At 66.3% G+C, this 19,011-nt stretch carries 20 protein-coding genes; 8 read left to right on the top strand and 12 right to left on the bottom strand.

Annotation, left to right across the window (positions count from 1 at the left end; genetic code table 11):
* From BSG17_RS17890 to BSG17_RS17885, 3 genes are all read left to right on the top strand, one after another.
* A partial coding sequence (locus BSG17_RS17890; RefSeq protein ID WP_244531590.1) for a Fe-Mn family superoxide dismutase occupies nucleotides 1-138 on the top strand: 138 nt, incomplete at its 5' end.
* Between the two features lie 174 nt (nucleotides 139-312).
* On the top strand, nucleotides 313-441 hold the full coding sequence (locus BSG17_RS28330) for a hypothetical protein (protein WP_280141193.1): 129 nt from the start codon (nucleotides 313-315) through the stop codon (nucleotides 439-441).
* A gap of 83 nt (nucleotides 442-524) precedes the next feature.
* Nucleotides 525-1,343, top strand: coding sequence for a hypothetical protein (locus BSG17_RS17885; protein ID WP_089826531.1), 819 nt, complete (start codon nucleotides 525-527; stop codon nucleotides 1,341-1,343).
* Between the two features lie 10 nt (nucleotides 1,344-1,353).
* Here the strand turns inward: BSG17_RS17885 and BSG17_RS17880 are convergent, their stop codons facing one another.
* Nucleotides 1,354-2,652 carry a polysaccharide deacetylase family protein gene (locus BSG17_RS17880; RefSeq protein ID WP_089826530.1) on the bottom strand — a complete coding sequence of 433 codons (1,299 nt, stop codon included), beginning with the start codon at nucleotides 2,650-2,652 and terminating at the stop codon, nucleotides 1,354-1,356.
* Between the two features lie 48 nt (nucleotides 2,653-2,700).
* Entirely contained in the window at nucleotides 2,701-4,416 is a 1,716-nt protein-coding gene (locus tag BSG17_RS17875; protein WP_139246684.1) for a hypothetical protein, read from the bottom strand.
* 189 nt (nucleotides 4,417-4,605) lie between these two features.
* Here BSG17_RS17875 and phaC point away from each other — a divergent pair, with 189 nt between their 5' ends.
* A complete protein-coding gene (gene phaC, locus BSG17_RS28325) occupies nucleotides 4,606-6,225 on the top strand; it encodes a class III poly(R)-hydroxyalkanoic acid synthase subunit PhaC (protein ID WP_089826560.1) in 1,620 nt (539 codons plus the stop codon).
* Nucleotides 6,226-6,255: 30 nt separating this feature from the next.
* On the opposite strand, the gene BSG17_RS17865 is transcribed toward phaC, so the two are convergent.
* Complete coding sequence (locus BSG17_RS17865) at nucleotides 6,256-6,675, bottom strand: universal stress protein (protein ID WP_089826526.1); 420 nt, start codon at nucleotides 6,673-6,675, stop codon at nucleotides 6,256-6,258.
* Between the two features lie 187 nt (nucleotides 6,676-6,862).
* Between BSG17_RS17865 and BSG17_RS17860 the strand changes: the two genes are divergently transcribed.
* Nucleotides 6,863-8,008, top strand: coding sequence for a PrnB family protein (locus BSG17_RS17860; RefSeq protein ID WP_170864857.1), 1,146 nt, complete (start codon nucleotides 6,863-6,865; stop codon nucleotides 8,006-8,008).
* Nucleotides 8,009-8,028: 20 nt separating this feature from the next.
* Here BSG17_RS17860 and BSG17_RS27155 read toward each other — a convergent pair whose 3' ends face one another.
* From BSG17_RS27155 to BSG17_RS17845, 4 genes are all read right to left on the bottom strand, one after another.
* Entirely contained in the window at nucleotides 8,029-8,175 is a 147-nt protein-coding gene (locus BSG17_RS27155; RefSeq protein WP_170864856.1) for a DUF7563 family protein, read from the bottom strand.
* A 179-nt stretch (nucleotides 8,176-8,354) separates the two neighbouring features.
* On the bottom strand, nucleotides 8,355-8,696 hold the full coding sequence (locus BSG17_RS17855; RefSeq protein WP_089826522.1) for a DUF7344 domain-containing protein: 342 nt from the start codon (nucleotides 8,694-8,696) through the stop codon (nucleotides 8,355-8,357).
* Nucleotides 8,686-9,060, bottom strand: coding sequence for a DUF7344 domain-containing protein (locus BSG17_RS17850; RefSeq protein ID WP_089826519.1), 375 nt, complete (start codon nucleotides 9,058-9,060; stop codon nucleotides 8,686-8,688). The genes BSG17_RS17855 and BSG17_RS17850 overlap by 11 nt, the downstream gene beginning before the upstream one ends.
* 150 nt (nucleotides 9,061-9,210) lie before the next feature.
* The gene (locus BSG17_RS17845; RefSeq protein WP_089826517.1) at nucleotides 9,211-13,047 is read right to left on the bottom strand and encodes a PAS domain S-box protein; all 3,837 of its coding nucleotides are present in this window, start codon (nucleotides 13,045-13,047) and stop codon (nucleotides 9,211-9,213) included.
* A gap of 272 nt (nucleotides 13,048-13,319) precedes the next feature.
* Here BSG17_RS17845 and BSG17_RS17840 point away from each other — a divergent pair, with 272 nt between their 5' ends.
* Nucleotides 13,320-13,901 (top strand): hypothetical protein, encoded by a 582-nt coding sequence (locus tag BSG17_RS17840; RefSeq protein ID WP_089826515.1) that lies wholly within the window; start codon nucleotides 13,320-13,322, stop codon nucleotides 13,899-13,901.
* Nucleotides 13,902-14,125: 224 nt separating this feature from the next.
* Here BSG17_RS17840 and BSG17_RS27150 read toward each other — a convergent pair whose 3' ends face one another.
* From BSG17_RS27150 to BSG17_RS17830, 3 genes are all read right to left on the bottom strand, one after another.
* Nucleotides 14,126-14,269, bottom strand: a complete 144-nt coding sequence (locus BSG17_RS27150; protein WP_170864855.1) for a hypothetical protein — start codon at nucleotides 14,267-14,269, stop codon at nucleotides 14,126-14,128.
* A gap of 155 nt (nucleotides 14,270-14,424) precedes the next feature.
* A complete protein-coding gene (locus BSG17_RS17835; protein ID WP_089826513.1) occupies nucleotides 14,425-14,772 on the bottom strand; it encodes a DUF7964 domain-containing protein in 348 nt (115 codons plus the stop codon).
* A gap of 46 nt (nucleotides 14,773-14,818) precedes the next feature.
* Nucleotides 14,819-16,066 carry a digeranylgeranylglycerophospholipid reductase gene (locus tag BSG17_RS17830; protein WP_089826511.1) on the bottom strand — a complete coding sequence of 416 codons (1,248 nt, stop codon included), beginning with the start codon at nucleotides 16,064-16,066 and terminating at the stop codon, nucleotides 14,819-14,821.
* Nucleotides 16,067-16,269: 203 nt separating this feature from the next.
* On the opposite strand from BSG17_RS17830, the gene BSG17_RS17825 reads away from it, so the two are divergent.
* Complete coding sequence (locus tag BSG17_RS17825; RefSeq protein ID WP_089826510.1) at nucleotides 16,270-16,644, top strand: CBS domain-containing protein; 375 nt, start codon at nucleotides 16,270-16,272, stop codon at nucleotides 16,642-16,644.
* Between the two features lie 229 nt (nucleotides 16,645-16,873).
* Here the strand turns inward: BSG17_RS17825 and BSG17_RS17820 are convergent, their stop codons facing one another.
* Nucleotides 16,874-18,235: a PQQ-dependent sugar dehydrogenase gene (locus tag BSG17_RS17820; RefSeq protein WP_089826508.1), complete on the bottom strand. Its 1,362-nt coding sequence runs from the start codon at nucleotides 18,233-18,235 to the stop codon at nucleotides 16,874-16,876.
* Between the two features lie 112 nt (nucleotides 18,236-18,347).
* On the opposite strand from BSG17_RS17820, the gene BSG17_RS27145 reads away from it, so the two are divergent.
* Complete coding sequence (locus BSG17_RS27145) at nucleotides 18,348-18,497, top strand: hypothetical protein (protein ID WP_170864854.1); 150 nt, start codon at nucleotides 18,348-18,350, stop codon at nucleotides 18,495-18,497.
* A 24-nt stretch (nucleotides 18,498-18,521) separates the two neighbouring features.
* Here BSG17_RS27145 and BSG17_RS17815 read toward each other — a convergent pair whose 3' ends face one another.
* Nucleotides 18,522-18,995 (bottom strand): FKBP-type peptidyl-prolyl cis-trans isomerase, encoded by a 474-nt coding sequence (locus tag BSG17_RS17815; RefSeq protein ID WP_089826558.1) that lies wholly within the window; start codon nucleotides 18,993-18,995, stop codon nucleotides 18,522-18,524.
* Nucleotides 18,996-19,011: the final 16 nt, after the last annotated feature.

The following is a 19,011-nucleotide window of genomic DNA, read 5'->3' as shown; positions in this document are numbered from 1 at the left end:
GCCCTCGACGTCTGGGAACACTCGTACTACTACGACTACGGCCCGGACCGCGGCGAGTTCGTCGACGCGTTCTTCAACGTCGTCGACTGGGAGGAGCCCTCTAGCCGCTACCAGCAGGCCCTCGAACTCTTCGAGTAAACGGTCTTCTCCCGGACCCGTGGGCACTCCGGACGCTCGGGCCGACCGCCGTCCCATCTCGGCACGACCACTGATTCTTCAGCCGACGGAGTCACTCGTCAGCGAGACGAAGAGATGCACAATCGTTATGATTCTGTAGTGGATTGTTCTGTGTGGAATGGGAGGTCCCGAAGCATGCCAGCAGTACCACACTATCCCTCGGACGAACCGGACAGTCCCACAGGTGCACCGGACTTAGAGGAGATCGTCGACCGCATCCTGCACGGTGGTGACGACCGCTCACCGTCACCGTCGGCTGTCTGACCTTCGCGCGACTGCTCGGGTGACTTCGGCTGTGGTCGCAGACGACCACGGATTCATGTTCTTTGACGCCGACCTGCGTGACGATGCACCAGTTTCGCGATCTCCCTCCCGTCTCGACCGGCGTCGACGGACTGCTCGACGGCGGTCATCTCTGGCTTCAGGAGCTGCTCGTCGGGGGACCGTTTCGGTTCCAACTCCAGTCGTCCGGTCGGCTCCGCGTCGGTGACGACGAGGCCGAGTACGACCCCGAAGACGCACCGCCACAGTATCGACACACCGTCCGGCACGTCCGCGAGTCGTGTGACTGGAGTGCGCTTCGGTCGGCGGTCGACGACGTCCAGTCGGTGGTGTTCTTCGGACGGGCGATACACAACCGTGGACTCGACTACGACTGGGAACGGACGCCCTCGTTTCTCGGGACGGACGTCTGGGTCGGTGAGAAAGACGCGTTTCTCGGCGTCGATACGGTCGAACACGTCTTCGAGCGACTCGGTCTCGACCCCGTCAACACGTTCGCGAAGGAACTCAGAGCCGTCGACTTCGACCCCTCGTCCTACGAGTTCCCGCAGTCGGCGTGGTACGACGGCCCCGCCGCAGGTGTGGTCGTTCGGAACAAACGCGGCGCCTGCGGGACGCTCGAGAACCCCGCAGTCGACGTCGCCGAGGACCCGTCGGTCGACCCGACGACGGCGGAGGAACTCGCTGCAGAGGTCGTGACGCCGTCGCGCGTCCAGCGGGTGGTCGCGACCCTCGAACGGCAGGGTCGCCCTGCGACGTTCGACGCCGTCTACGACCGGCTGCTCGAGAGCGTGTTCCGCGAACTCCATCCCTCGCGGTTCGCCGACCTCGATCGTCGCGTGTTCCGCTCTACTGTCGCCGAACGGACTCGTCGACTGCGCTGAGCGGGTCGAGCTATCCGTCCAGGAGGTCCGAGGGTGCGACGACCTCCAGCCCGGTCTGTTCGATGTGGTCGAGGACGTTCCGGAAGTCCTCGGGCGACGTCTCGTAGTCCTGCCCCCGACCGATGGTGTGCCAGGTGACGACGACCAGCTGGTTGTACGCGTCGGCGAGGTTGAGCACGCGGCGCGTTCCCCGTGGGTCTTTCCCCATCACACGGGAGATGGTGTGCATGTTGCTCGGCCGTTGGGCGTTGTTCGGGCACGCCCCGAACATGTAGCCCGCGTCGTGGAACTCCGAGACGATGTCGAGCGTCGTCTTGCTGACCCGGTTGTACGGGGCGACGAAGTGACGCGCCCCCTCCGGGAACCCCTTGAGGTCGAGGTAGTCGTACGCCTCCTGAATCAACTGTCGTTGCCTGTTCTCGGAGTACTGCGGGAGCGGTTGCGACGTCTGTGGGTGGGACATCATGTCCCAGCCGGCGTCGCGCATCTCGCGCATCTGGCCGGTCGTGAGATACCCCTCGCTGTTTATCGAGTTCGGGATGATCGCCGACCCGCCCGTCCAGCCGCGCTCTTGCAGTTCCTGGAAGGCGACCTCGTAGTGCGAGATGCGACTGTCGTCGAACTGGAGGACGACCTTCCCCGTATCGGGTTTCGGGATCTTCCGGAGGTCGTCGACGTGGACGTCGATCGGCGTCCCTTCCTCCGTGAGCACCATCAGTCGGAGCTCCTGGACCGACTCTATCACCGGATCGCCCGATCGACCAGTGTAGCCGAGATCGATCCGGACCCAGTCGTTCAGCTCCTTGGGGATGAACCGCTTGCTCGTGAGCATGTCGCTGCGGGCGGGAGCGAGGAACTCGGCGGCGATCCGTCCACGAACGGGCTTCTCGAGTTTGACCGCCAGCGACAGGTCGTGTTTCGAGAGGTCGAGCCCGTCCGGGAACGATTTGAAGATCCCCGCGACGTCGCCGTTCTCGTTCGTCATGTGGACTGACTGCGTCCCCGCGTAGACGTCGTCCGTGTCGGCCTCGACGGTCCCCCCGATCGTCCCCCAGCGGGAGTCGTCGGTGCCGAAGCTCTCGAAGTCGTCGACGACCGTCCCGCGGTCGAACGACGACTCGACACCGCCGGAGTCCGGTGTCTGCGTCGACTCGTCCGTGGTCGTTGTCGTCGACGTCGACGTGGTCTCCGTCGCGGTCGTCGTCGCGTTCGTCGCTGGCTCCGCCTCTCCCGAACAGCCGGCGAGTCCGGTCACTCCGACTACACCTGCTGCGGCGAGAAACGCCCGCCGGGTCGATAGCTCCTTCATATTGCATATGACCTAACGGTTCGCTCTCATTTAATTCCTTACACGTTGTCAGATCGGGATCGTGTCTCTGATGGTCTGAGTGTGTTCGTCCGAGCGGACGACGATGACCACGTCGACGCTCCCGCTCGACCGTGCCTGCAGCGCCTCGCCGAAACCGAGCGTGATTCGCTGGGAGACGGGTCGCGTCTCGCCAGCCGGGAGGGTCCCGACCGACTCGGTGCCGGTCCAGACGACCGTCCCGCCGACCGAGAGTTCGATGTCGGCCTCGACGTTGTGCGCGTCGCCGGTTCCGACGTTCCGGAGCGTCCCGGTGATGTCCCGGCAGGTCGCTCCACACGCCTCGACGCGGTCGATGCGGATGTCGAACCTGACGTGCTCCTCCTCGACCGCCTCGGTGTCGCGAGTCGCCTCCCCGTCGCCGCTCGCCGCTTCGACGCGCTCGACCGTACGGGTCGGTGTGACCGTGTGAGTCGCCTCCCGGCCGTCACCCACCTCGTCGCCGCCCCGCTCGGTCTCGTCGGTGACAGTCTTGCCCGTCGCCACCGTCGACGTCGCTCGATCCGCGGGAGGCTGTGTCTCGGCTGATGGTCGTTCCTCGTCGCCGATCGTCGGCGTCGGCACGTCGACGCTCCCGGCCGTGAAGTCCAGTGGCGTCACCGACGGGGTCGGTGGGGTGAACGCCACGGAGACGGGGTCGTCGTCGACGAGCGTCAGCGTCGGCGGGTGGACGGTGTTCGGCGTCGAAGGCCGACCGTCGAACGCCGCTACGAACCCGCGGAGGGCGTCGTAGACGACGTCGACCGTTCTGGCGACCACGTCGTCTGCGATCGTCGTTCGAACGCGACGCGTCTCCGCGTTCGCCGTCTCGATTGCAGTGTCCGCGTACTGGCATGCGGCGTCGTACTCGCCGCGCTCCAGCGCGCCGTACCCCTGCTGTCGGGCTTCCGTGGCCGCGGTGACGTTCGCCGTCACGAGCACCGACGAGGTCCGGTTCGCCCGCTCGATGGCGAGCGTCGCCTCGTGGAGTCGTGCGACGCAGGTGTCCGTGCGGACGAACGACTGTCGGACCTGCGCCGCGTCACCCGGTTCGAGACTGCCTTCTTCGATCGACTCCGAGAAAGTGGTCAGCTCCGATTCGAGCGCCTCGAGCTCGAGCCCCTGCGCGGAGAGGTTCGCGAGGTAGGACTCGTAGTGGACCCGCTGTGCGGCGTGCCGAGCGTAGCGCAGGTCTCGCTCGGCGGCCTCGAACCGAGCGGCGGCGAGATCCGCTCTCGCGCGGCGGAACCAGACGGCCGTCGCCGCCGACGCGTCGACCTCTTCGCTTTCGAGGCGGGCCACCTCGGCGTCGATCGCCGCCTCGGCGACCGCGCGTCTCGCCGCCTCCTCGGCGTCGGCCCGGACGGCGAGCGAGAGGAGTTCGGCGTGTGCCGCCGCTTCGATGGCACGCTCGGTGTTCGGTGGCGTCTGCCGGACGGCTTCGACACCCTCTGTCAGCGCCGCGTGTGCGTCTCCGAGTCGATCGTCGAACGGCCGTGTGTCCACGCCCACGTCGTCTGCCGCGTCGACGGTGGCGAGCGCCGTCTGATACCCTCGGTTCGCCTGTTGGAGTCGTTCGTGGGCGCGTTCGACGTCTTCCGGCGACGGCTGTTCCGAAGTCACCTGCTGTCGGACGAAGTCACCGCCGACGCTGGCGTGGACCGTCCCGACGAGGAGGGCACTCACGAGGAGACAGGCGACGAGGACTGGCCGCAGCTCCCGTATCATCGTCCGAAACGTAGGCTGTACTACGGCATAACGAACCGTGCGGGTTTCGCCGACCGTCTTCGGAGTCCGACTGTCGGGGGCGAGTTCGTGCCGGTCCGACGAGGACGGATCGGTGGAGCGACGGCCGGCGCGACCTCGCCGTCACAACGATGGTCTCGTCCCGCGTCTTCTTCAGTGAGACCACACCACATGCCTCCAGCCAACCCTCTCACCCCACTGACGTGGCCGTTCGCTCTCTGGCGCTCGACGCTCGACGCCGCGACGGAGCTGACGCACAGAGCGGCCGTCGCCGACGAGCGACTCGGCCAACTCGGGTCGGCCTCGGTCGGCGAGACGCCGAGCGAGGTCGTCTATCGGGAGAACAAGCTCACACTCTCTCGGTACGAACCTTTGACCGACGCCCAGAGTCCCGTCCCGCTCCTCGTCGTCTACGCACTCATCAACCGACCGTACGTGCTCGACCTCCAGCCGAACCGAAGCGTCGTACGCCGCCTGCTGGAGGCCGGTCACGACGTCTATCTCGTCGACTGGGGCGAACCCTCTCGACTCGACGCGTCGCTCACGCTCGCGGACTACGTCACCCGCTATCTCGACAACTGCGTAGACGCCGTCCGCGATCGGTCCGAGCAGGACTCGATCAACCTGCTCGGCTACTGTATGGGCGGGACGATGGCGGCGATGTACACCGCGCTCTATCCGGAGAAGGTGAACGCTCTCGGCCTGTTGGCGACTGGGCTCCACTTCGACGGGACCGGCGGTCTCCTCGAACGCTGGGGCGACGAAGCGTACTTCGATCCGCACACGATCCCGGAGACGTTCGGCAACGTTCCTGCGGAGTTCCTCGCGGCCGGCTTCGCCGCGATGGATCCGGTCGCAAACGGCGTCTCGAAGTACGTCTCGCTGTACGACCACCTCGAGAACGAGGACTTCGTCGCCAACTTCGGGCGGATGGAGCGGTGGCTCGCCGACGGTATCGACGTCGCCGGCGACGCCTACAGCGAGTTCGTCGAGTCGATCTACCAGCGAAACCTGCTCTCGAAGAACGAACTCGAACTCGGCGGTCGACACGTCGACCTGAGCCGGATCGAGGCACCCGTCCTCCAGATCGTCGGCAGCTACGACCATCTCGTCCCGCCGACCGCCTCGACGCCGTTCAACGACGCCGTCGCCAGCGACGACGTGACGACCGTCGAGTATCCGACCGGACACATCGGGCTCTCGGTGTCGGCCGCGGCCCACCGTGACCTCTGGCCGGAGGTCGCCGAGTGGTTCCACGAACAGTCGCTGTCGCCCTCGTCTGCGGACGTCCTCGGCGAGGGGGTCGAGCGACTGCTCGGCGTCGACGTCGAGACGGACGTGACCGTCGGCGACGTCGACGAGGTGGCGGTCAGCGTCGCGGACGCCGACGGGACGATCACACGGGACGTCGTCGGACGGAACGCGACGGCAGTCCGGCGGTTCGTCGAGACGGTGCTCGATGTCACGATTCGACTCGAACCCGAGGCGGACGGAGTTCGGGTCGTCGTCGAGCACGACGACACTGTCGAGTCGACGCTCGTCACGGGTGTGAGCGACGCGATCCGTCGGGAGGTCGAAGAGTCGATCGAGGACCGCGACGTCGCCGCAGGCCACGCGCTACAGGAGGTGAGTGGCATCGGACCGACGTACGAGCGGCGACTCCGTGAGGGTGGTATCGAACGCGTGGCCGATCTCGCAGCGGCGGACGCCGCGACGATCGCTCGGGTCGCCGACGTCACCGAGCAGATGGCTCGCGGGTGGATCTCACAGGCGGCGCGACTCGTCGCCTGACCCCGACGACGCCTGACCTCGACCGGTCGCTCAGTCGGTCGTGTCGACGACGACGACCTCGCAGTCGGCTTCGTCGGCGACCTGCCGACCGACACCGCCGAGGTGGTTCTCGTGTTCGCCGTGTGCGCCGACGACGATACAGTCGGCGCCGAGTTGGCTGGCGCACTGCAGTATCGTCTCGTGTGGAACGCCGTGGCGGATGTCGTAGTCGACGTCGACACCGGCGGCCGTCGCCAACTCGACGACCGCTCCGACCGACTGGTGGCCGTGGTCCTCAGCTTCGATGGTGGCGAGCTCTTCGGTGCTGAGCGCAGGTTCGTCGAACTTCCGGCTGTCGACGACGGCCAGCACGTAGAGCGGTTGCCCCCGCTCGGCGGCGAGATCGATCGCCCGTCTGGCGGCCGCCTTCGCGTACGTACTGCTGTCGGTGGCGAGAAGAATGGCGGTCATGCTCGCAGAGACGACGGCGACGGTGATACGTATTTCTGGAGATCCGAACCCGGACCGCCGCCGGCTATCCCCGCCACCGATTCTGGCGACTCGTGTCCACATCTACCGCGTCGACCCCAGTGCTGTTCGACACTGTTCAGCCCGAAACACACCTGAATTATCTCTCTCGCGCCACGTGGTGCATCGTATGGATGCGTCCGTCTCCACACTCGACTACGACCGGTTCGACGTCAGTCCGACGCGCGGGTTCGTCCCCGACGCCGACCCGCTCGCCTCGTTCGGCTCCGACGCCCACCCCCGGCTGCAGACGCTCGACGAACTGGCCGACAGCCTCCCACGACGACTGGAGGAGGACACGCTGCGACCGACGCTCCGCGAACTGTCGGCCCCGCCGGGGGCGCTCGTCGACGAGATGAGTCAGAGAGAACTGCTCCGTCTCTACACGGTCTCGGGCTTTCTCGCGAACGCCTACGTCCACAAACTCGACGGACCGTCGGTCGACTCGATCCCCAGCGGCGTCGCTATCCCGCTCTACGAGTCGACGGCCCGCCTCGGCCGGACGCCGGTGCTGTCGTACGACGGCTACGTCCTCTACAACTGGAGCCGTCTCGACGACAGTAAGCCGTTCACCCCGCCCAACGTCGAGACGCTGACGAGGTTCGTGAGCCTGCGAGACGAGCGGTGGTTCGTCGCCGTCCACGTCGCCATCGAGAGCACCGCCGGCCCGGCGCTCGGTGCCATCGGCGAGGCGCAGGCGGGCGTCCGCGACGACGACGTGACCCGCGTCCGCGAGGCGCTCGGCCGGATGGAGGCGGCGCTGGCGAGACTCGAAGGCATCCTCGCTCGGATGCCGGAACGCAACGCACCGGAGAACTACGGGCGGACGTTCCGTCACTATCTGAAGCCGCTCACCGAGGTGACGTACGAGGGCGTCCCCGAACTGGAGGGGCCACAGTCGTATCGCGGCGCGTCCGGCGCACAGTCGTCACTGCTGCCGGCGCTCGACGCCGCACTCGGCGTCGACCACGGCGACAATCCGCTCGTCAGTCACCTCCGAACCCTTCGGAAGGACATGCCGCCGGCTCACCGTGCGTTCGTCGAAGCCGTCGCCGACGGCCCCAGCATTCGGAACTACGTCACTGCCGGCGGCGACCCACTCAGACGGGCGTACAACGACTGTCTCGACCGGTTGGTCGCCTTCCGCGACTGTCACACCGACATCGTCGAGCAGTATCTCACGGTGCCGCTGGGCGAGACGACGGGGACGGGAGGGACGCCGTACGGTGCGTATCTCGAGATGTTCACGCAGGACACTCACCGCGCGCTGCTCTGAACGACGATCTTAAAAAGTGGTCAAGCCGGTTGATGACCGGCGGCACCCGACGTGAGCTGTTCGTAGGGGGCACAGTTCGGGCACGCGTACACGACGTCGTTGTTCGTCCCGAACACCTGTGCGAAACGGACGGTCACTGGACTGCCGCAGTTGTTGCAGTGCTTCATAGTCTGCCACCTCCGGAGTCGCCGCCGAGCAGACGATGGCACTCGGGCACGTCCCACCGCACCGCAGCCGGAAGACTCCATCGAGGGACGTCCCAACAGAGGAAGTCACCGGTGACAAAGACGTGCCCTAGATAACTAGATACCGCCGAGAGAACGGCTGTCGCGGGCGTCGGTGGACGTCACGACGAGTTGGATTCGTCGACCGACGGGAGCCGAACGTCGATGGCGGTCACCGAGACGTCGGTGCCGTACCCCGGTCGCGAGACGAGTTCCCGCTCCGCGTCGTAGCTGACGAGCGACGCGCGGGCCAGTGTCGGGAGATGCGTCTCACAGAGCTCGAAGTAGACGTCGGCCACGGTCGTCGGTTCGACGTCATCGAGCGACGCGTCGTGTTCGCGGGCGGCAATCTCGTCGGCGAGATCCGCCACCGTCAGCGTCGTATGTTCACACAGGAGGTCGACGACGAGCCGTCGGTACCGGGTCGACCGTCGCTTCGGGTTGGCAGTCCTGTCACCTCGCATTCGACTGTGGGTCGGCGTCGCCCTGGAAGTCGTCGGTCGCGGCGAGTTCGAGGTAGGGGACGAGGTCGGTGGCCGGTTCGAGCAGTTCCACGACGTCGGAGGCGGTGTAGTACGCCACCACACCCGCCGCTTCGAACTTCGGCAGATGGACCTCGCGCAGTTCCGCCGTGATCTCGGCACCATCGACGTCGTCCTCCCACGTGACGAGGCGGTCGCGCAACTCGCTCATCGTCGCCACCCCCTCCTCCCGGAGGAGTGCGTGCAGCACGTACCGACGTCGCTGGTCGCTCAAGAGTGCGAACGCGAGGTCTTTCGGGAGCTCGTGGCTGGACCGCGCCGACTGACGTGCGTGCGCCGATGTCATTCCAGTTGGCTGTTTCTCTCTCACCCCGAAAACTGCCACTCTAGTCAGCTAGTGACTAGAATATTATATCAAATATCGGAGACGACAGGCGCTCCGAGGATGTCGAGTCGTCGGTCGAAATCGGAGACGTCCGCTCCGAACCGCCGTGGCTCAGCGGTCGGAGTGGTCGGGGTCGTCGAGCAGTTGTTCCAGAAGCTTTCGAGACGCGTTTCGGATGTGGACGTAGAAGGTCGGCGAACTGATACCGAGCGACTCGGCCAGTTCCTCACCCGTCGACTCCCGTGGCGACTCGAAGAACCCGCCGTGGTAAGCGAGTTCGAGCACTTCGCGTTGCCGGTCGGTCAGCGTCTCGCCGAACTCCTGCTGTTCGGCCGCCAACTCGCGTACCGGTCGATCGATGGTCCGTTTGGCGACGAACGACGTATCCGAGTAACGCGCCTGCATCGCGTCGGTGATCTCGTGGACGTCCGTCTCGGGTGCCACCTCCGCTCGGATCGTCTCGACGCCGTCTTCGACGACCGCCGATCGGATCGTCGCCCCGTGGTTGACGAGCGTCGTCACGGGCGAGTTGTCGACGATACACTCGAGGGTGCCGGTCGTCCCCTGTTCGTGGACGACGCGTGTGGTGTGGACCGTCGACGACTCGACGAGTCGGTCCCGGACCGTCTCGGGAGCGGCCCCGTCGACGGCGATGTAGCCGACGAATCGGTTTTTCGCCGTGGGAACCATCGATTCGAGCGTGAGCCGACAGCCGAGTTCCTCGGAGACGAGGGTGTAGACGGACTCGGGCGACCGCGTTCGGAACTCGAGTTCGACGGCCGTGTCGGTGTGTAACAGCTGTTTGTTCCGTGCGGCGTCGAGTGCGTGGCCGACGCGCTCGCCGAGTTCCCCGAGGAGTGCTCGCTCGTACTCGTCGAACGCGTTCGGCCGCGTCGAGTAGACGCCGGCGACGCCGTAGACGGTGTCGTCGAAGACGATGGGGACCGCCGCGGCCGTCTCGTACTCTGTCTCTGTCTCAGGGGAAACCGTCGTCCAGGGCGGCAGTCCGTCCTCGGTGTCGAGACTCGTCTCAGCGTGGACGTCTCCCGTCTCGATTGCCCGAGCGAGCGTCTCCCACCACTCGACGTCGACCTCGTCGAGACTGTCGACGCCCGGGAGGATATCTTCACACCAGACGCTCGGCGTGACTCGGTGGACCGCCGGGTTGTAGCTGCCGTACCAGGCGAACTGGTACGCGTCGGACGTCGTCAACTGCTCGCAGACGGTCCGTTCGATCTCGTCGCGGGTCGAGGCGCGTGCGAGCGCCCGGTTGAGCGGTCGGAGGCTCTCCGTGACCTGTCGGACCCGTTCGAGCGACCGACGCTGCCGTTCGAGCGTCCGTTCGCGCTCTTTCTGCGCGGTGATGTCCGCGTTCACCGCGACGAACCGCTCGACGTCGCCGTCGTCGTCGGTGACGGGGGCGATCGTCTGGTTGACGGTGAACCGCTCGCCCGACTTCCGTTCGTTCGTCACCTCCCCGTGCCACACCTCGCCGTCGAGGATCGTCTCCCAGAGGTCGGCGTAGAACGACTCCGCGTGGACGCCCGACTGGAGCAGACGCGGGTTCTCGCCGATCACCTCGCTCGCGTCGTAGCCGGTGAGTCGCTCGAACGCCGGATTGACGTACTCGATGGTTCCGTCGACGTCGGTGAGGTAGATGGAGTGACCCGCCTGCTCGACCGCCTCGCGAAACGCTCGCACCTTCTGGTCCGCCTGCTCTCGCTCGACCGCCGCGGTGAGCAGCGTCGCGACGCTCTGGACGAAGTTGCGGTCGTGCGTCGAGAACGTCTCCGGGTCGGTGGCGGCGGCGACGAGCACGCCCCACGGTCGCTCCTCGGACCCGATACGGACCGTGATCCCGGCGACGACGTCGCGGTCGCGCGGCAGGACGGTCCGAACACGCGTCTCGGCGTCGACGTCGTCGACGACGAGCGGGTCGCCGGTGTGGAGCGTGTGACCAACCTGTGAGTCCTGCGTCGCCGTGACGGCCGCGGTCGGGTCGTCGCCGGAGAACTTGCCGGCGTCCGCCCGAACCGACAGTTCGTCGCGATCCCGCTCGTGACGGAACACGGTACAGCCGTCGACGTCGAGAGTGTCACGGAGCGCGTGGACGGTTTCCTCGAACAGTCCGTCGACGTCGCTCGTCTCCAGCGCCACCTGCCCGAGTTCGGTGAGCTCCTGCTGTTGGGTGAGTCGACGCTGGAGTTCCCGTTCGTGCCGCTTTCTCTCCGTCACGTCGCGCACCACCGCGACGACCTGCTCGACGTCACCGTCGGTCGTCCGGACGGGCGCGCTACTGGCCGACAGCCACCGGTCCTCGCCGTCGAACCGAGCGATGCCGAACTCGTAGTCGAACACCGGTTCGTTCCGTTCGAACACCCGCGTGATGGGGAACTCCTCGACGGTGAGACGGTCGCCGTTCTCGTCGTAGATCTTCCGCCCCAGTTGGTCGTACCTCCGACCGATCGTCTCGGAGGCGGTGAGTCCGAACAGTCGTTCGACGTGATCGTTCACGCGCGTGATAGTTCCGTCGGGTTCCGCGACGACGATACCGACCGGACTCGTCTTCAGCAGTTGGTCCAAGAACGCCCGTTCGCGTTCGAGGTCGGCCTCGGCCCGTTTGCGGGCGATCATCGGACCGAGGCTGCTCACGGCGACCTCGATCGTCTCTCGTAGGTCGTCCTCGCGGTCGCCCCGGTCGTGTTCTCCCGAGCGGGCGACCACGAGGACGGCGACGACCGACCCGTCGGCCTCGACGGGGACGCCGAGTGCGCTCCACTCGTCTCCCGTCTGCCACGCGTCGGCCGCCGCCGTCGACGGCCCCCGAAGATCGAACGACCACGCCGACTCGCCTCGCCGTGCGACCCGCTCGGCCAACGCGTCGAGTCGTGTCCGGTCGTCCGGTGACCACGATCGTTCGGTCGTGTCGACGTGACCGTCCGGATCGACGACGGCGGCGCGCTCGAGACTCGTCTCCGAGTCGGCGGGTATCCACGCCTCGCCATAGTCGACCGGCGTCAGCGTACAGAGCGTCGTCAGCGCCGTTCGAAGACCGCCGTCGATCGTCTCCGACTTGGCGAGTCCGCGGCTAACGTCGGCGAGGAGCTGTCGCCGACTCTCGTCTCGACGCTCCGCCGTCCGATCCTGAACGATCTTCGCGTAGCCGGTGAGTTCACCGTCGTCGTCACGGATCGCCGTCATCGTGACGTTCGCCCAGAAGCGCGTGCCGTCCTTGCGGACCCGCCACCCCTCGACTTCGATGCTTCCTTCTCTCCTCGCCGTCGCCAGCGTCTCGTCGGGGATTCCCGCTTCGACTGCGGTCGACGGATAGAACACCGAGAGATGACCGTCGCGGATCTCGTCTTCCTCGTAGCCGGTCATCGTCGTGGCACCCCGGTTCCACGTCTGGATGTGTCCGTCCGGATCGAGGCGGTAGACGGCGTACTCCTCGACGGCCTCGAACAACGCCCGGAACTGGTGGTCTCGGTTCTCGGCCGACGACGCCGACTCGGAGCGGTCCGTCCGCTCTCTGAGAACGACGGTGAACAGTTGCTGTCCGTCCTGCGTCTGTTCGCAGAAGCTGACCGTCACTGGAACGTCGTGTCCGTCTTTGTGTCGGACGTACCGCTCGAACGTGGTGGCTTCGAGCGGTCGGTCTCTCTCTACACAGCGCTCGAACGATCGGGAGTACCAGTCGACGGGTCGCTCCGGGACGATCGTCCGGACCGGCTCGCCGACGAGTTCCTCGGGGCTGTAGCCAGCCAGCGACGCCCCCGCCCGGTTCGCGTAGACGATCGTCCCCGACTCGTCCACGGAGACGACCCCTGCAGCGAGCGTCTCGACGAGCGTCTGTGCGAACGCCGCCTCGTCCGAGTCGAGCGATGTGCCGAACTCGCCAGTGAGAGGGCGTGAACCCTCCGTCTCACTCCGATCGCTTCTCCCCTCCATTCGTGTCAGACACAGGTATGACGATAGATATAGCTATGGAAAGTATAAATCAGAAAACACTCTGTATTTATTATATTTCTGTCCGAACGACGGGTCGAGTGGTTTATCTCCTCTGGGAACCTATCTGTAGTCGCCATTTCGCCGCCGAGCGCCCGCTTTCGGGAGCGTCCCTGGTGTCGACAAGTCTGATAGCTTCGTTGATACGCTCTCTATCGACCGCCGTATTTCGGGCCGCGTTCCCCAAGCGCCGCCGCGTGCGATCTGCTCCATCTATGACGACCAAGACAGACGAACTTCGAGAGATATTCCTGAAGTTGAGCCCCGTGACCACCTTCACCGACAGACAGGAGACAGCGACGCGGGTCGGTGACGTCCCCAGCGACCGCGAGATCGAGGAGACGCTCGCCGACCTGGTCGCCGAGATGCGCGAGCGGTTCGACTTCCGCTCGCCGCTCGACGACGCGGCACTCGTAACCGTCGTGAGAGGCTTCTACGCCGGACGCTCCGACGCCGACGTCGCCGACGACCTCGGCGTCGACGCCGACGCCGTCGCGCAGGCTCGTCTCGACCTCCAGCTGTTCCGGCCGGAGGACTCGGAAGCGCCGTTCGACCTGCGTGAACTCCTGCGACTCCTCGAGGCGGGACGCGACGACACCGCCTGCGCGTCGGCGCTCGACGCGAGTGAGGAGGCCGTGCGGAAGTACCGTCAGGTGCTAAACGCCCGGCGGAACGCCCGCCGCGACAGCTACCACTACCCGCTGGAATTCGAGTCGCTGCTCGGCGTCGACACCGACGAGGAGCTGTCGGCGTCGCTGGAGGCCGACCGGGAGCTGTTCGCCGAGATCAAGGACTGAGCGCGTCGCCGAGCGAACCGTTAGCATCACCGAACCGAACGGTCCGCCATTCGTGTCCCCGAACAGATAGCTCTCCATCGCCCTCCTCGCAGGTGTCGTTCACGCGGCGTTTGACTCGATGCGTGGTTCGTCTTTCTCGGAGTGCTGCTGCTCGTCGCAGGTGTCGACTACGGATTGTGTCACGTCGGCGGCGGGGACCGACGACTGGCGGCGTGAGCGGACGTTCAGAAGGTTTCGACGTAGCGACAGCGGTCACACATCCCCGAGCGGTCGCTCACCTTCGCGTACCCCTCGCGTCGCACGCCGAGCAGTCCCGACTTCTTGAGCCAGACGTTGTCGCAGCCTGGACACTCGAACTTTCGTGTCATCGTTTGTCTCTGTGTATAAGTGTCTCTGTAAATACAAGACAATGCATACATTATTTCGTCGAAGGGAATAAAGAACACAACCTAGTCGGACGCATCGATCATCGATAGATTCGGCGAGATGACCACGCACGACCCCGAATGCGGCGTCGACCGTCCTACGGGGATTCGGAGCCTGCTCCGCGGGCGGCGCTCATCCGTTCCTGTTCGACGTCGCCGTAGTGGCTCTCGACGAACGCCGCGAGCGCGTCCTCCTGCTTCCGGGGCGTCCATTCGGTTTCGGTCCACGACTCGACGACGGTCCACCCGTCGGCCTCGGGGTCGAAGCCGAGGACGGACGCCCGCGACCCGCCGTCGCTGGTGACGAACAGCGTGTAGACGCCCTGTCGGTGTTCGTCCGCGTCGGCAGTCAGCACGGTGAGTGGAGCGACGGTGTCGGACTCTGCGAGTTCTTCGCCTTCGTCGAGCGTGAGCGGACGGGCCGGAAGCGAGTCGAGAAGCGTCACGACTCGCCGTTGGGGAGCGGGGCTGAGGAAGATTGCGGTTCGGTCTCTAGAGGAAGTCGAAGCGGCGTTCGAGCTGCATCCGGGCGTACCGGGCGAGCACCGGCACGTCTTCGCGCTTCAGGAGGTGGAGCATCGAGAGGAGGTTCCCGCGGTTGGCGTTCTGAGCGATCTCGGCGTCGCTGTCGTTCAGGTCGGCGATGAGGTCGTCGTACCGGTCGTTCGAACTGAGGTAGAGCAGTTCGGTCATCACGAGTCGCTTCCGCATGTCGGGGGCGACGTCGCGGTGCCACAGTCGATCGTAGACCGCCATGTTGTGGGCGCTGGTGTCGCGACTCCGGTGAGTGAGACAGCTGTCTGCGGTGGCCGCGGCGGCCCGCCCGGAGCGCATACACTTGTCGATCCCCTCGCCCCACAGCGGGTCGAGCGTCGGCACCGTGTCGCCGACCGCCATGAAGTTGTCCGTCGACAGCGAGGTGGGCATCTGGATGTGCGCCGACCCGCGGTGCTGTTTGCCCTCAATGGGTTCGGCCTCGGCGAAGCGCGGGTCGTTGTCGAGCCAGTACTCCAGATAGTCGTCGATGGTGAATCCCTCGCGGGCGTTGTCGGAGTGAGCGCCGTTCTGGAGGTAACAGACGCCGACCTTCGCGGTGTCCTCGCCGGTGTGGAAGATCCACGAGTAGCCGCCGGGCGCGATGTCGTGGTCGAGACGGAGCATCATCGCGTCGGCGACGTCCGCGTAGCCGTCGGCGTCGGTGTCGATGCCGGTGAACTCGTACTCGATGCCGATCGCCTGGTGCTCCCGCTTGAGGTCGGCGATACCGAGCTTCCGCGCCAGCGGGGCGCTCGGTCCCGTCGCGTCGACGACGATGTCGGCGCGGATCTCCTCGTCGCCGTTGTAGACGACGCCAGCGATCTCGCCGCCCTCCATCAGCGGTCTGCTGACGCGGGCGTCGAACTGGACCTCCGCACCCTCGGCGCGGCCTTCGTCGACGAGCCAGTTCTTGAAGTCTGCGAACTCGAGGACGGCACCGGTCTGCCCGTACTTGTAGTAGTCGTTGGGCGACTCGATGACGACGTCGTCGGTGTAGTTCATCACCACCTCGTCGGGGACGTTGAACGTCGTCATCGTCGACGGGAACGTGCCGGCCGTCGACTTGTTGCTCGCTCGCGGGAACTCTGCCTCTGCTTCCGTCTCGAGAAGCACTACGTCGTGGCCGCGAGTGGCGAGGTCGCGCGCACACTGCGCACCTGCGGGACCCGCACCGGCGACGACGACATCGTATGACTCACTCATGGTAGGGAGGTGGGACGGACGTCGATCCGTCCCGCTTCGTTGCCTCACCCGTCGAACGGGTTATGTATAATTCACCCTGTTTCGTCGCGCGGATTCTGCGCCGTTGCGGCCCGAACTACGTTCTCTCCGAGAGGACACGATACGTGACGGACCGCCGGCGACGTCGGGGGAACAGCCAAGTCAGTTGCAGACAGTGACATGGTATGAACACCGACAGTCGAACACGCGTCGAGGATATCATGTCGTCGCCCGTCGCGACGATTTCGAAGGATGCGACGGTCAGAGAGGCGGCGACGCAGATGCGCGAGCGAGGGATCAGTTCGCTTCTCGTCCCGACGACCGAGGCGGCGATCATCACTAGCACCGACGTCCTCGACGTCGTCGCCGAGGGCGGCGACCCCGAAGGCGTCCGCGTCGCCGACGTGATGACGACTCCCGTCGAGACCGTCACCCCCGATCTATTCATGGAGGAGGTCGCCGCGATGATGACCACCTTCGAGATCAAACATCTCCCGGTCGTCGACGACGACTACGTCGGGATGGTCTCGTCGACCGACGTCGCCGCTCAACTGTCCTGAGACCACGACGTCGTCGGTCGATCCGATTCTCCGACGACTGATCGCTCTGGGGACCGTGGCGTCGGGGGAGACAAAGAGACACCAGGGTGGCAGCCTGGTGCGAGCGGGGACAGCGGTCGGCAGCCTGAAACCCCAGTCGACTTGTGAACCGCTGTCATCGGAGAGTCAGCCGCCTTCGGTAAGTGCCTTGTGTCCGCGGCAGCGGCGAGCGACGCCGACGCCCTCTTTCTCACCCCTCGGTCGGCGTGACGAGCCGATAGACGCCGCCCCCGTCGCTCCCGACGCCCAGCACGTATACGTCGCCGTCGTGGTCACGGCCGAACGAGAGCAGCCGGTCGAGTTTTCCACGGTCTCGGTCGACGACATCGACCACCGTCGCGGACCACCGTCCGCCGCCACCGTCGCCACCGCCGTCCGGCCGTCTCGCCGCGAACAGCCGTCCGTCCGTCTGCAGGTCGCCGAACAGGTACGCCCCCTCCAGCGCCGGCAACGCGGGTCCGCGAGCGACGTAGCCGCCGATGACGGAGATACCGCTCACGCCGTCCCCGGCGTGAGGGTACTCGACGATGGGGTCGACGAGCGGTTCCCCGCCGCGGACGTCGTCGGGCGTTCCGTCCGGACACTCGTCGGCTCCGTAGCAGTGTGATCCCTCCTTGACGTTCCACCCGTAGTTGCCGCCCGCCTCGACGAGGTCGATCTCCTCGTATCGGTTCTGTCCGACGTCGCCGACGAACAGCTCCGCCTCGTCGAACGAGAACCGCCACGGGTTCCGGAACCCCCAGGCGTAGTGTTCGTCGAGGCCATCACGGCCGACGAGCGGGTTGTCGTCGGGGATCCCGTACGGTCTCCCGTCCGCTCGCTCGTCGACGTCGATGCGGAGGATGCTCCCGAGGAGGTTCTCGGTCACGTCCTGTCCGTTGCCGCCGTCGACCCCGTCGTACCAGTCTTCGACGTGGCCGGTTCCCTGGTCGCCGCCGGCACCGCCGTCACCGACGGCGACGTAGAGGTAGCCGTCCGGTCCGAACGCGACGTCACCCGCGTTGTGGTTCCCCTGCGGTTCCGGGACCTCCAGTATCGTCCGCTCGGTCTCCCGGTTCACCCGCCGTCCGTCTGCCGTCGCCCGAAACTCCGCGAGGACGAACGTGTGGCTGTAGTTCGACGGCGTCCCCGCTCGTCGCGGCGCGCTGTATCGCACGTAGAGTCGCCGGTTCTCGGCGAACTCGGGGTGGAGTGCCAGCCCCAGCAACCCCCGCTCGCCGCCGAACTCGATCGAGTCTCGCAGATCCAAAAACGGCTCGTCGCGGCGGCTCTCCGACTCGAGAACGGCGATCTCGCCGACCTGGTCTGCGACGTACGCCCGGTCTTCGCCGGGGACGAACGCGACGGCGACCGGCGCGTCGAACCCGGTCGCGACCGTCTCCAGTGCGACCGCGTCCGGGGTCGCAGCCGTCGACTTCGGGGACTCCGTCGTCGACGAGGCTCCGTCCGTCCGCGTCGACGTCGTGGACGTCTGGCTACAGCCGGCGAGCGCCGCGAGCGCACCGGCGATACCGCGAGACAGCAGCCGTCGTCGGGTCGACCCCCGTGTCATGGACGGAGACACGGCCGTGAGACGGAAATACGTGTGTGTGTGTCGGTCTCTCGCGACGCGCCGCTCGTTCGGCAACAGCGCTTAAGCCCCTTGGGGACGTGTCACATAGGTGATGACGCACACCTCCACCCACCAGACGGACGACATGCCGGACGACGGTCCCACCTGTCCTCACTGCGGGGCGTCGCTCGGACGTCGGCAGACGGGGACGATGGGGCTGTCGGTGACGACGCGCTGTCCCGAGTGTCGCGGCGACCTGTGAGTCGGTCGCGGTCGTCGAGGTTCGTCACCGAACGTCGACGACTTCGATCTCCAAGACGAGCGTCTTACCCGCGAGTTCGTGGTTGAAGTCGACCTCGACCTCCCCGTCGCGGACGGCGGTCACGTCGCCGTGGAGCCCGTTCTCCGCGTGGACGTGGAGACCGACCTCGGGATCCTGCCCGACCATCGCCTCGAACGTCTCGGCGTCGTAACGACGGACGCGCTCGTCGTCGAACTCCCCGTAGGCCTCCTCGGGAGGAACCGTCACGGACGCCGTCTCACCCGCCGTCATCCCGACGAGCGCCTCGTCCAGACCCGCGATGACGGCGTCCGTCCCGACAGTGAACGTCAGCGGCGTGTACTCCTCCCGCGTCGCCCCCTGCGCTTCGACCAATCCGTGTTCCGCCGCGACCTCGTACCGGGACGTGTTGAAAACGTGTCCGTCTTCGAGACGGCCGACGTACTCGACGGTGACTGTGTCACCGGGTTCGATTGGCATAGGCGACGGTGTGGTC

The organism is Halogranum amylolyticum (genome assembly GCF_900110465.1).
Taxonomy (GTDB): Archaea; Halobacteriota; Halobacteria; order Halobacteriales; family Haloferacaceae; genus Halogranum; species Halogranum amylolyticum.
This window is presented reverse-complemented; position numbering and strand designations above follow the sequence as displayed.